At 63.8% G+C, this 13,190-nt stretch carries 10 protein-coding genes; 9 read left to right on the top strand and 1 reads right to left on the bottom strand.

Translation table 11 applies throughout. The features are described from left to right. The first annotated feature begins 153 nt into the window (after positions 1–153). The 7 genes from pal to thiD all read left to right on the top strand — a co-directional run bounded on the left by pal (position 154) and on the right by thiD (position 8,404). Positions 154–510, top strand: coding sequence for a peptidoglycan-associated lipoprotein Pal (pal, locus tag AB1781_10415; protein ID MEW5704980.1), 357 nt, complete (start codon positions 154–156; stop codon positions 508–510). Between the two features lie 196 nt (positions 511–706). Next, positions 707–1,576, top strand: a complete 870-nt coding sequence (ybgF, locus tag AB1781_10410; protein ID MEW5704979.1) for a tol-pal system protein YbgF — start codon at positions 707–709, stop codon at positions 1,574–1,576. Between the two features lie 25 nt (positions 1,577–1,601). Then, complete coding sequence (gene tilS, locus AB1781_10405; GenBank protein MEW5704978.1) at positions 1,602–2,939, top strand: tRNA lysidine(34) synthetase TilS; 1,338 nt, start codon at positions 1,602–1,604, stop codon at positions 2,937–2,939. A 111-nt stretch (positions 2,940–3,050) separates the two neighbouring features. Then, entirely contained in the window at positions 3,051–4,988 is a 1,938-nt protein-coding gene (gene ftsH / locus AB1781_10400; GenBank protein ID MEW5704977.1) for an ATP-dependent zinc metalloprotease FtsH, read from the top strand. A gap of 13 nt (positions 4,989–5,001) precedes the next feature. After that, positions 5,002–6,132, top strand: coding sequence for a dihydropteroate synthase (folP, locus tag AB1781_10395; protein MEW5704976.1), 1,131 nt, complete (start codon positions 5,002–5,004; stop codon positions 6,130–6,132). 65 nt (positions 6,133–6,197) lie between these two features. Beyond that, the gene (glmM, locus tag AB1781_10390; protein MEW5704975.1) at positions 6,198–7,541 is read left to right on the top strand and encodes a phosphoglucosamine mutase; all 1,344 of its coding nucleotides are present in this window, start codon (positions 6,198–6,200) and stop codon (positions 7,539–7,541) included. A 23-nt stretch (positions 7,542–7,564) separates the two neighbouring features. Then, positions 7,565–8,404, top strand: coding sequence for a bifunctional hydroxymethylpyrimidine kinase/phosphomethylpyrimidine kinase (gene thiD, locus AB1781_10385; protein MEW5704974.1), 840 nt, complete (start codon positions 7,565–7,567; stop codon positions 8,402–8,404). Here the strand turns inward: thiD and AB1781_10380 are convergent. Continuing rightward, the gene (locus AB1781_10380; GenBank protein ID MEW5704973.1) at positions 8,401–10,176 is read right to left on the bottom strand and encodes an SLC13 family permease; all 1,776 of its coding nucleotides are present in this window, start codon (positions 10,174–10,176) and stop codon (positions 8,401–8,403) included. The genes thiD and AB1781_10380 overlap by 4 nt on opposite strands. Positions 10,177–10,363: 187 nt before the next feature. Here AB1781_10380 and AB1781_10375 point away from each other — a divergent pair, with 187 nt between their 5' ends. Next, entirely contained in the window at positions 10,364–11,518 is a 1,155-nt protein-coding gene (locus AB1781_10375) for a phosphoserine transaminase (protein MEW5704972.1), read from the top strand. A gap of 11 nt (positions 11,519–11,529) precedes the next feature. After that, positions 11,530–13,110 (top strand): phosphoglycerate dehydrogenase, encoded by a 1,581-nt coding sequence (gene serA / locus AB1781_10370; protein ID MEW5704971.1) that lies wholly within the window; start codon positions 11,530–11,532, stop codon positions 13,108–13,110. Positions 13,111–13,190: the final 80 nt, after the last annotated feature.

The following is a 13,190-nucleotide window of genomic DNA, read 5'->3' as shown; positions in this document are numbered from 1 at the left end:
ACACTCAAATCTCGATCGGGAGACAAATTGATGCGTCGAATTTTCGTAATGTTTGCAGCGCTCGTCCTTCTGGCCGCCTGCGAAACTCAATCCACAGGCGCCGGTCGTGGTGCTGGGGCTGGTGGTGCGGGCTCGGATGGTTCCACTGTGGCGATGAGCCCACAACAGGAACTCGTCGCCAAGGTCGGTGACCGGGTTTTCTTCGATTTCGATAAATACGCAATACGGCCGGATGCGCAAAAAACGCTGAAGGCTCAAGCCGAATGGCTGCAGCAGAACCCGAACTTGACCGTTACGGTCGAAGGGCATTGTGACGAGCGGGGCACGCGGGAATACAACCTCGCGCTCGGCGAGCGTCGGTCGAACGCCGTGAGGGATTACCTTGTGGCGCTCGGCGTGTCGGCAAGCCGGATCACGACGATCAGCTATGGAGAAGAGCGGCCGACCGTCCTCGGTCATGACGAATCGGCGTGGACGCAAAATCGTCGTGGGGTAACAAAAGTCAATTAACCCTCTCGACGTTATCGGCCCTCTTTAGTCTTGCGAGTCAATCGTCCGTCCGGCTCCGAGGTTCCCGGGAACCTTTCGAGGCGGACGGACGATGTGTATTCAGGTGATGAAACCACCGCTTCCGAAATCCGCCAAGCGTACATCGCCGCGATCCGGTTCTAGCGCCGGAAGGTTGGCCCTGTGGGGCGGGCTTCTGGTGGCGGTGTTTTTCTTGGGTTTTCTCGAAACCAGCCCCGCCCGGGCGCAGAACTCCGATCTGGGCGCGCTGGTTGATCGGTTGGGCCGGCTCGAACGGGATTTGCAGATACTGCAGCGGGAGGTTTATCGCGGGAAGGCAGCGCCTTCCTCAACTTCGCCCGCGATCGAAGCAACGACCGCCTCGCCCGATTCGTCCGCGCCGACAGTGGCCGCCCGGATGGAAATTCGCATGCTGGAAATCGAGACGGAAATTCGCGCACTCACCGGCCGGATCGAGGAGTTGCAGTTCCGGCTTTCCGAATTCGGCGAACGCCTCGACCGCGTGGGGAGCGATCTCGAACTCCGGCTCGGCGCGCTCGAACAACGCGCGCCTGCGGCAACGGCAACACCGGGCTATTCGCCGCCGCCGGCTGGCGAAGAACAGCCGTCCGCGCCGCCGTCCGCGCCGATCCTCGGGGAGGCGCCGCCGCAGGCGGCCAGCCTGCCGCCGAAGGAGGCTTACAACCATGCCTTTTCGTTGCTCAGCCGTCGCGACTATGGGGAGGCCGAGCGCGAGCTTAAGGCCTTCCTCGCGGCCTATCCGAACGATGCGCTGGCTGCGAACGCGACTTACTGGCTGGGGGAAACCTATTTCGTACGGAACGATTTTCGGCAGGCGGCCGTGACATTTCTGGAGGGCTACCAAAAGGAGCCGAAAGGTTCCAAGGCGCCGGACAATCTCCTCAAGCTTGCGGTCTCGCTTGGCAATCTGGGTGAGAAGAAGGAAGCCTGCGCCGCCTTGGGCCGCCTCGTGAAGGAGTTCCAGAACGCGTCGGCGACGGTCCGGCAGCGCGTCGCCGACGAGCGCAAGCGGAGCGCTTGCCCTTAACTTGCTTTCGGAAAGCCGTCGGGGGATGTCTGTGGGCGCGGAGGAATTTGCCGACCTTATGGCCGGGCTCGGCCCCTTCGAGGCTGGGCCGCGTCTGGCGGTTGCGGTTTCGGGCGGCGCCGACAGCCTGGCGCTCATGCTTTTAGCCGACGAATGGGCGCGGGCGCGCGGTGGCCATGCGCTGGCGTTAACGGTGGATCACGGGCTTCGCCCTTCCGCCGCTGCCGAGGCGCGAAAGGTCGGCCGCTGGCTGAAGGCACGAGACATCCCCCATCGCGTCCTTCGTTGGGAAGGGGCAAAGCCGAAGACCGGCGTTCAGGCGGCCGCCCGCCAGGCGCGTTACGATCTGCTGACGGAACGTTGCCGGCGGGAAGGCATCCTGCACCTTCTTCTCGCCCATCATCAGGAAGACCAGGCAGAGACGTTCCTTTTGCGGTTGTCGCGGGGAAGCGGCCTCGAAGGCCTTGCCGGTATGCCGCGGCTCGCCGAACGGGAGCAGGTTAGACTTTTGCGTCCGCTGCTCGGGCTTTCGCGCGCCCGCCTGCGGGCGACGCTCGTTTGCCGGGGGCAGGCCTGGCTCGAGGATCCCTCGAACGAGAATCCCGCCTTCGCCCGCGTCCGCCTGCGGGCGCTTTTGCCCATGCTGGCCGAGGAAGGCCTGACGCCTGCCCGCCTCGCCGCGGCGGCGATGTGCTTCGGTGCCTTTCGGGCGCGCCTGGACGTAACAGTCGCCGCCCTTCTTGCAAAATCGGCAAGCCTTTACCCGGAAGGCTATGCCCGTTTACGGCGCGAGGCGTTTCTGGCGGCCCCTTCGGAGGTGGGGCGGTTCGGGCTTGGCCGGCTGCTGCGGCTGGTCGGCGGCGCGCCCTACGCTCCGAGGCTCGACCGGCTCGACCGGCTCTACAAGATGTTGCGGGAGGAAAAGCTCGGGCGCGGGCGCACCTTGGGCGGCTGCCGGGTGCTGCCGGTGGGGACAGGTTTCCTCATTTGTCGCGAGGCGCGGGCGGCGGGCGAAAGCCTTGCCTTGCGGCCAGCGGCGGAACTTCGTTGGGATGGGCGCTTCCAGGTCGAGGTGGTGGCGGCGAAGGCGGCCTCCGCCAAAGCGAAACGTATCCAGGCCCTTCGGCTTTGCCGTCTCGGCGGGGAAGGTTGGGCCGAGGTGGTGGCCGCGCGGCCCGAGCTGCGGGCGTGCGCTATTCCGCCCGCCGTTCGGCCGACGCTGCCGGCGATTTGGGACAGGCGCGGTGTCCTCGCCGTGCCCCATCTCGGCTATGGGCAAGACGGGGCTGCGGGGATCATCTTGAAACGCCTGGTTTTTGCGTCCATTCCACCGCTGGCGGGGCCTACTTTTTCTATTGTGTAGAAAGGGCGACTCCCTATCTTTATAGGACGGTCGGCCACTTCCGCGTGGTAGGCTTTCTGAATTCCAGTGAGGCGTTTGCACAGTTATCCGCGAAGGAGAGGCAAGGAAACGGTGAATAATTTCGGCAGGAATCTGGCGCTTTGGGTCGTCATCGTCCTCTTGGTGGTGGCGCTCTTCAACCTGTTTCAGGGGCCCCGTCAACCCGAGGGGGAGCAGGAGCTGGCTTTCTCGGACTTCCTAGCGGACGTATCGGGCGGGCAGGTGCGCGATGTCACGATTCAGGGCCATCGCATTCAAGGCCATCTGCAGGACGGCCAGCCGTTCACGACCTACGCGCCGGATGATCCGCAACTCGTCAGCCGCCTGACGGACCGTGGCGTGCGGATCACCGCCGCACCGGACGAGGACGGCGTGCCGTCGCTTTTCGGCATCCTCATCTCCTGGTTCCCGATGCTGCTTTTGATTGGGGTCTGGATCTTTTTCATGCGCCAGATGCAGTCCGGCGGGGGCAAGGCGATGGGGTTCGGAAAATCCCGCGCCAGGCTGCTTACGGAACACCGTGAGCGCGTGACTTTCGATGATGTCGCCGGGATCGACGAGGCGAAACAGGAACTCGAGGAAGTCGTCGACTTTCTGAAAGACCCGCACCGTTTCCAGCGCCTTGGCGGAAAAATTCCGAAAGGCGTTTTGCTGCTCGGCCCGCCGGGGACGGGCAAAACGTTGCTGGCGCGCGCAATCGCGGGCGAGGCGAACGTGCCTTTCTTCTCGATTTCCGGTTCGGATTTCGTCGAAATGTTTGTCGGCGTCGGCGCGAGCCGCGTGCGCGACATGTTCGAGCAGGGCAAGAAAAACGCGCCCTGCCTGATCTTCATTGATGAAATCGACGCCGTTGGACGGCATCGCGGCGCCGGCCTGGGCGGCGGCAACGACGAGCGCGAGCAGACGCTGAACCAACTTCTGGTCGAAATGGACGGCTTCGAATCGAACGAAGGCGTTATCATCATCGCGGCGACCAACCGGCCCGACGTGCTGGACCCGGCGCTGCTGCGCCCGGGGCGCTTCGACCGGCAAGTCGTTGTGCCGGTGCCGGATATCATGGGCCGGGAGAAGATACTGAAAGTCCACATGAAGAAGATCGCCCTGGCGCCCGACGTCAACGCGCGGACGATTGCGCGCGGCACGCCGGGCTTTTCCGGCGCCGATCTCGCCAACCTCGTGAACGAGGCGGCCCTCTTGGCGGCGCGCAAGATGAAGCGTCTCGTCACGATGCAGGAGATGGAGGAGGCGAAGGACAAGGTTATGATGGGCGCCGAGCGCCGTTCGATGGTTATGTCGGAAGAGGAAAAGCGGCTCACCGCCTATCACGAGAGCGGCCATGCGCTGGTTGCCGTTAACATGCCGGAATCCGATCCCGTCCATAAGGCGACAATCATTCCCCGCGGGCGGGCCTTGGGGCTCGTCATGCGCCTGCCCGAAGGCGACCGGATTTCCGAATCGCGGGCGAGGCTCGAAGCGGATCTTGCTGTGGCGATGGGCGGTCGCGTCGCCGAAGAGGTTGTCTTCGGGCGCGCGAAGGTGACGACCGGGGCCTCCCAGGACATCGCCATGGCGACGCGGATCGCGCGCCGCATGGTGACGGAGTGGGGGATGAGCGACAAGCTTGGCCCGCTCACCTACCAGGCGAACGAACAGGAGCTTTTCTTGGGCCACGCCGTGACCCAGCAACAGCACATCTCGGAGTCGACGGCGGAGCTTATCGATTCGGAAATCCGCGAGATTGTCGAAACGGCGCTCGCGCTCGCGCGTAAGATCATCACGGAAAAGCGGGACCAGCTCGAGATTCTGGCCAAGGGGCTTCTGGAATATGAAACGCTGACCGGCGCGGAAATCCAGACCCTTCTGAGGGGCGAGCCGATCCATCGGCCGACCGACGACGACGAAGCGGAAGCGCCGGCCAAGAGCAGCGTGCCGCAATCCTCCGTACCCACCAGCGGAGACGAAGGCGCGGCGGCCGGCGGGCTGGCGCCGACCCCGCAGCCCGGCAGCTGAATTTTCCGCCTTCATGCCGGACTGGCAGCTTGAGGCTTGGCCGCCCGATGCCGCGAAGACGCGCCCGTGCGATCTTTACCTGCGCCCGTGCGATCTTTTTTCCGGCACCGCGGCAAAGGCCGCCCTTGCCAGGGGCGCGGCTCTCCCGCTGGCCGGCGGCCCTGTCGCCTTTCGGCGCTGCGAGCTTGTTTGGCGCGGCCCCGGCGGCGTTCGCAGGTGGCGGGCGCCACTTCCCATCATCGAAGACTGGGCCCGTCGGGCCGGTGATGCCTGGGCGACGCGAATCGCCGGGCTTACCGCCGGCCTTACCGGCCCAAGACCGCCCTTCGCCGGCCTCGCCCTCGCGAGCCCGCGCCTTTTCGGCGTCCTCAACGTGACGCCCGACAGTTTTTCGGACGGCGGCGACCATGCGGAATCGCAGGCCGCCATCGCTTACGGTCGCTTCCTGGCCGAGGCGGGGGCGGCGGTCGTTGACGTCGGCGGCGAATCCACCCGGCCGGGGGCGGCACCCGTCACGGCGGAGGCGGAGCTTCGCCGTGTGCTTCCTGTCGTTCGCAATCTTGCCGCGCAAAACATTCCCGTTTCCATCGACACGCGCCACGCTGCCGTCATGGACGCCGCCCTGGCGGCCGGGGCGCGGGTGGTGAACGACGTGACGGCGTTGACGCACGACGCGCGGTCCTTGCCGCTGGTTGCCGAGCGACAGGCCGCCGTCGTGCTGATGCACATGCAAGGCGAACCCAAGACGATGCAGGAGAACCCGATTTACGAGGACGTTACCCTTGACGTCTTCGACTACCTGGAAGCTAGGGTTGCCGCCTGCGAAAAAGCTGGAATCCGGCGCGGCAATCTTTGCGTCGATCCCGGGATCGGTTTCGGCAAGACGGCCGCTCACAACCGGGAGGTCCTTGAGAGGCTCGGCCTTTTTCACGGTCTGGGCGCGGCTATCCTGATCGGCGTTTCCCGAAAAAGTTTTCTGGCCGGGCCGAAGAACCTGAAGCCGAAGCAGCGCCTCGCCCCTTCCCTTGCCGCCGGTTTGACCGCTCTGAACCAGGGGGTGCAATTCCTGCGCGTCCACGACGTTCCGGAATCGGCGCTCGCTCTTCGCGCCTTCGCGGCGCTTTCCCAAAGCCCCGCGCGTTGAATTTTCTTTTTCCTACAGGGCCCTCTGCTATAATCCCGACTCAAGGTTTCCGAAGGACATGGAATATGCGGAAACTTTTTGGCACAGACGGTATCCGCGGCACCGCCAATCAAGAACCGATGACCGCGGAGACCGCGCTGAAAATCGGCATGGCTGCCGGCCGCCAGTTCCTCCGCGGCGATCACCGGCACCGGGTCGTGATTGGCAAGGACACGCGGCTTTCCGGCTATTTGCTTGAACCGGCGCTGACGGCCGGATTCATCGCGATGGGCATGGACGTCATCCTGGTCGGGCCGTTGCCGACGCCGGCCGTTGCGATGCTGACGCGCTCGCTGCGGGCGGATCTTGGCGCGATGATTTCGGCTTCCCACAATCCCTACCAGGACAACGGAATAAAATTTTTCGATCCGGAGGGCCGCAAGCTTTCCGACGAGATCGAAGTGGCGATCGAAGCGCGAATCGACAATGGCGGCGAGAAGGACCTTGTGGCTTCGAATCGGCTGGGCCGGGCGATGCGGCTGGACGATGCGCTCGGCCGCTATATGGAACACGTCAAGATGACCTTTCCGCGAGGGCGGATGCTGAACGGCCTTCGGATTGTCGTCGATTGCGCGAACGGCGCGGCCTACCGGGTGGCTCCCACCGTGCTCTGGGAATTGGGTGCGGAGGTCGTTCCCATCGGGGTTTCGCCGGACGGCTTCAACATCAACCAGAATTGCGGATCTACGTCGTCGGCGGCGATGTGTGAAGCGGTCGTCGCACACAAGGCGCATCTGGGTATCGCGCTCGATGGCGATGCCGACCGCATGGTGATGGCGGACGAGCATGGCGAGCGGGTGGACGGCGATCAGATCCTGGCGCTCGTCGCGCGTTCCTGGCAGGAAATGGAACGGCTAAAGGGCGGCGGCATCGTCGCGACCGTCATGTCGAACCTGGGCTTGGAACGCTACCTTCAGACGCTGGGGCTCGGTCTTGTCCGCGTGCAGGTCGGCGACCGTTACGTCGTCGAGCACATGCGCAAGCACGGCTACAACATCGGCGGCGAGCAATCCGGTCATATCGTTTTCGGCGATTTCGGAACGACCGGCGACGGCCTGATCGCGGCTTTGCAAGTGCTGTCCGAGATCGTGCGGACCGGAAAGCCCACCAGCGAAGTTGTCCGCTGTTTCGATCCGATGCCGCAATTGTTGCGCAATGTGCGCTTCGCGAATTCGATGCCGCTTGAAAATTCCGATGTCCTGCGGGCGATCCAGGAAGGCGAATCGACCCTGGGCAAGAACGGGCGCCTGCTTATCCGGAAGTCCGGCACCGAGCCCGTCATTCGGATCATGGCCGAAGGGAAGGACGAGGCCGTGGTCGACCGCGTCGTTGGCAACATCGTGACGGCGATCGAACGCGCGGTCCGCTAATTCCGAGGGAAGGGGAAGCAACCATGCGAGGGCGGGTTCTCGCCGTCGCCGGATCCGATTCCGGTGGCGGGGCCGGTATCCAGGCCGACATCAAGACGGTAACGGCCCTTGGCGGGTACGCGCTTACCGCACTTACCGCACTTACCGCGCAGAACACGCAAAAAGTGGCGGGCGTGCTTGGAGTACCGCCGGACTTTGTCCGGTTGCAGATGGAAACCGTCCTTTCCGACCTGGGCGCCGATGCGATCAAAACCGGCATGCTGCATACCGCCGGGGTGATCGAGGCGGTCGCGGACGTTCTTGAACGCATGGCGCCCGATATCGCCCTTGTCGTGGACCCCGTGATGGTGGCGAAGGGGGGCGCGCGCCTACTCGACTCCGCCGCCGTGAACATATTGAAGGAGCGGCTGCTTCTGCGGGCGACGGTGATGACGCCGAACGTGCCGGAGGCGGAAGCCCTGACCGGGCTTCGCCTGACGGTGGTGAAGGAAGTCGTGCACGCCGCGGAAACCCTGCTGACGCTTGGCGCGCAGGCGGTCTTTATCACTGGCGGCCATATCGACCAGTCGCAAATTCAGGACGTGCTGGCGACGCCCGAGGGAATTGAGATTTTTGAAAGCCCGCGGATCGCGACCCCCCATACCCACGGAACGGGCTGCACTCTGGCCTCGGCTATCGCCACCGGCTTGGCCCAGGGCAGCACGCTGCGCGAGGCGATCCTGAGGGCCAGGGCCTATGTGTGGGAGGCGATCCGCACCGCGCCCGGCTTCGGCCATGGCCATGGGCCGATCAACCATGCCCATACGGTGGGCGGCCACCCGAATGATTTGCAAAACGGGTCGGACGATGACGACGAGGCCTAAAGCGGCCAAAAATACAAGATGAGCGGAGCGCCGACGGCGACGATCAGGATATCGAGCGGCAGCCCCATCCGCCAGTAATCACCGAATTTGTAACCGCCCGGTCCCAGAACCAGCGTGTTCGATTGATGGCCGATCGGGGTGAGGAAGGTCGAGGAGCTTCCCACCGCCACCGCCATCAGGAAGGAGTCCGTGTTGACTCCGAGTCCGATGGCGACGCTGGCCGCGATCGGCGCCATGAGCACCGCGGTGGCGGCGTTGTTCATGATATCCGACAGCAGCATGGTGGCGATCATAAGGAGGACGAGAATCATCGGCGGGTCGAGGTATTCGGAAATGCCCACGAAGACGCCGCCGATAAGCGAGGTGCCCCCTGTCGTTTCCAGGGCTTGTCCGACCGGAATCATGGCGGAGAGCAGGACGATGATCGGCCACTCGACACTTTCATAGGCCTCGCGCAAGGAGAGGACGTTGAAGAGGATGAAGGCGAAAACGGCGCCGATGAAAGCGATGGCGGCCGGCAGTACGCCGAAAGCGGTAAGGGCGATGGCGACCGCGAAAATGCCGACGGGAAGCAAAGTCCGTCGCCGTTTGCCCAGACGAAGATCGCGGTGGGCAAGCGGCAGGCAGCCAAGTTCGGACAACGCCTCGAAGAGGGCGGCCGTTTCGCCTTGCAGCAACAGGACGTCGCCGGCCTGGAAGCGAACCCGGCCCAATCGTTCTTTCACCGGCAGGCCATGTCGAGCGACGCCAAGCATGTTGATCCCGAAACGGTCGTGCAAACGCAGGTCTTGAGAAGTCTGGCTTTCCATCTTCGAGCCGGGCGGGACGACCGCCTCGATCAGGCTGACGTCGTTCGAATGGATGGTTTCTATGCTCAGGCCTTCGCTGCCGATCAGCTCGAGCTTGGCGGCGTTCACCAGCGCTCGCAGGGTCTCGGGGTCGGCCTCGAGAATAAGAACGTCACCTTCTTGAAGGCGGAGGTAGCGGGAAGGGGCCAGGAATTTCCGTTCCCCTCGAATGAGGCCAACCACGGCGACGTCCTCGTTAAGCGCTTCGAGTTCCTGGAGCGTCGCCCCGACATATTTCGAAGTCCCTTCCAGCCGCACCTCGGTAATGTAATCTTCGATCTGGGCAAAGGCCGCGTTGGTTAGGGCATCCCCTTTCCGTTGCGGCAACAGCCGCCAGCCGATAATTCCGATGAAGCACACGCCGACGACGGCCACGCCAATTCCGACCGGCGAAAAGTCGAACATGCCGAAAGGGGCGCCGCTGATCGTGGTGCGATAGTTCGCGATGACGATGTTCGGCGGCGTGCCGATCATTGTTACCAGACCACCCAGAAGGGAGCCGAACGAAAGCGGCATCAGGACGACGGACGCCGGCCGCCCGGTTTTCGAGGCCAGTTGCAGGGCAACCGGCATCATGAGGGCAAGCGCGCCGACGTTGTTCATGAAGGAGGAAAAGATGGCGACGAGAAAGGTAAGCGCCGCTACCTGCAGGGTCGTATGGCGGCCGAAGGGGGCCATGCCGCTCGCCAGCAGGCCTGGAATTGCGGAATGATGCAGCGCCCGTGAAATGATCAGGATGGCAGCGACCGTAATAACGGCCGGATGGCCGAAGCCGACAAAGGCCTGGCCGGCCGGCACGATCCCGAAAAAAACGGCGGCCAACAGCGCGCCGATCGCCACGACGTCATAGCGCCACCGGCCCCACACGAAAAACGCCAGCGCCGCCAGTAGGATGACGAACAGGGTGGTCTGGTCGAGCGTCATGGCGGGGCGCTTCCTCTCGGTATGCTTTACGGGCCGATGGGCCTTCGCTGCATGGAAAGGGTAGCCACCATTCGCGTTCCCGGCAAATCGCCAATTTACCCCGATCTAACATTGACGCACCGCACCCCTCCCCACTAGACTTCGCGCGATTTTACCCCACCCGGCACCGTCTCTGAAGGTAAAGGCCATGCAGAAGCCGATCCCCCGGCCGAAGAATCCTTGTTTTTCATCCGGCCCCTGCGCCAAGCGGCCGGGATGGTCGCTGGAAGCCCTGAAGGACGCGACGGTTGCGCGCTCGCACCGCTCGAAACCGGGCAAGGCGAAGATTCAGGAAGTGCTTGCCCGCAGCCGCGATCTGCTTGGCCTGCCGGACGGTTACCGAATCGGCCTGGTGCCGGGTTCGGACACCGGCGCCTTCGAGATGGCGATGTGGACGATGCTGGGTGCGCGCGGCGTTGATGTGCTGGCGTGGGAAAGTTTTGGTAAAGGCTGGCTCACGGACATCACAAAGCAGCTGAAGCTCGCCGATGTCCGCGCTTTCGAGGCGGATTACGGCAAGCTTCCAAACCTGGCGGCGGTGGACACCGACCGCGACGTCGTCTTTACGTGGAACGGAACAACCTCCGGTGTTCGCGTGCCTGACGGCGACTGGATTTCGGCGAACCGCCAGGGGCTTACATTTTGCGACGCGACCTCGGCCGTCTTCGCGATGGCCTTGCCGTGGGAAAAGCTCGATGTCGTCACCTATTCCTGGCAGAAGGTCATGGGCGGGGAGGCGGCACACGGCGTGCTGATCTTGAGCCCGCGCGCCGTTGAGCGGCTCGAAAGCTACGTGCCGGCCTGGCCGTTGCCGAAGGTATTCCGGCTGGCGAAAGGCGGTAAGCTGATCGAGGAGATTTTCGAGGGCGCCACCATCAATACGCCGTCGTTGCTCTGCGTCGAGGACGCGCTCGATGCCCTGCGATGGATGGAAGATGTCGGCGGGCGCAATGCGATCATCGAACGCAGCCGCGCCAATCTTGCCGTTCTTGCCGCCTGGGTTGAAAAGACCCCCTGGATCGCTTTCCTGGCGGAGGCGGTTTCGGCCCGCTCCTCGACCTCCGTTTGCTTCAAGGTCGCGGATCCCTGGTTCGAATCCCTCGACAAGGACGCCCAAGCCGCCGCGTTGAAACGGCTGGTTGGCCTGCTGGAAAAGGAAGGCGTCGCCTATGATATCGGCGGCTATCGGGACGCGCCACCCGGTCTTCGAATCTGGGCGGGCGGTACGGTCGAGAAGACCGATCTGGAAGCGCTTCTGCCTTGGTTGGACTGGGCCTTTGCCGAAGTGAAAGCAAACTCATAAACGGACACGCCATGCCGAAAGTTCTGATTGCCGACAAAATGAGCCCGCGCGCAGCGGAAATCTTCCGCGAGCGGGGCATCGAGGTGGATGTGAAGCCCGGTATGAAGCCGGAAGAACTCAAGGCGTGCATCGGCGCCTATCAGGGCCTCGCCATTCGTTCGGCGACGAAGGTAACGGCCGACATCCTCGACGCGGCGGGCGAGATCAAGGTCATCGGTCGCGCCGGCATCGGCGTCGATAACGTGGACGTGCCGGCGGCGACCGCGCGCGGTGTCATCGTCATGAACACGCCTTTCGGCAACGCGATTACGACCGCCGAGCACGCCATTGCCCTCATGTTCGCGCTTGCCCGCCAGTTGCCGGCCGCGAACGCTTCAACCCACGCCGGAAAATGGGAGAAGTCGGGTTTCATGGGGGTGGAGCTGACCGGCAAGACCCTAGGTGTCATCGGCTGTGGCAATATCGGCTCGATCGTGGCCGACCGGGCGCTTGGCCTCAAGATGAAGGTGGTGGCCTACGACCCTTACCTGTCGCCGGAGCGTGCGACGGACCTCTGCATCGAGAAGGTCGAGCTCGATGAACTCTTCGCGCGGGCCGACTTCATTACGCTGCACACCCCGCTTAACGATTCGACGCGAAATATGATCAACGCCGAGGCGATCACGAAGATGCGCGACGGCGTTCACATCATCAATTGCGCCCGCGGGGGACTCGTTGTCGAGAAGGATCTCAAGGAGGCGATCGAGAAAGGCAAGGTTGCCGGCGCCGCCCTGGACGTTTTTCCCCAAGAGCCGGCGAAGGAAAACGTTCTCTTCGGGATGGACCGGGTCATCGCGACGCCCCATCTGGGAGCCTCGACGACCGAGGCTCAGGAGAACGTCGCCCTGCAGGTTGCAGAACAGATGTCGGACTACCTTCTGACGGGCGCCGTGACCAACGCCGTCAACATGCCCTCGGTGACGGCGGAGGAAGCCCAGCGGCTGCGGCCTTACATGACCCTGGCGCAGCAACTCGGCAGCTTTGCCGGGCAGATGACCGAGGGGGGTGGAATCGAGGCGGTCACCATCGAATACGCCGGCCATGTGACGGAACTGAACGCCCGGCCGCTGACGGCCCTTGTCCTGCAGGGCCTGCTTTCGCCGCTCATGGAATCCGTGAACATGGTGAATGCGCCGACGATTGCGCGCCAGCGCGATATCGACGTCACCGAGGTTCGGCATGAGCGCAAGGCGGATTACCAAACGCTGATCCGTCTCGTCGTGAAGACGGAAAAGCAAACGCAGACCGTGGCCGGCACCCTGTTCGGAGAGGACAAGCCCCGCGTCGTACAGGTCAACGACATCGCCGTCGAGGCCGAGCTTGGGCCGTATATGCTTTTCGTGGCGAACCGGGACAAGCCGGGCTTTATCGGCAAGCTGGGGACCGTGCTTGGCAGCAGCGGAGTCAACATCGCCACTTTCCATCTGGGCCGCGCCGCAGCGGGCGGCAATGCCCTGGCGTTGATCCGGGTGGACGGCCGGGTGGATGTCGCCACCCTCGAGCAGGTGCGGGCGATTCCGGAAGTGCTGCAAGCCAATCTGCTTTTTTTCTAGAGAACCTTGCCTGGAAATTCCCCCAATCCCGGTGCTGCACCGGCCGGGATTTCCGTTTGCCGTTGGCCGGGAAACCAGCT

The organism is Pseudomonadota bacterium (assembly GCA_040752895.1).
Taxonomy (GTDB): Bacteria; Pseudomonadota; Alphaproteobacteria.
This window is presented reverse-complemented; position numbering and strand designations above follow the sequence as displayed.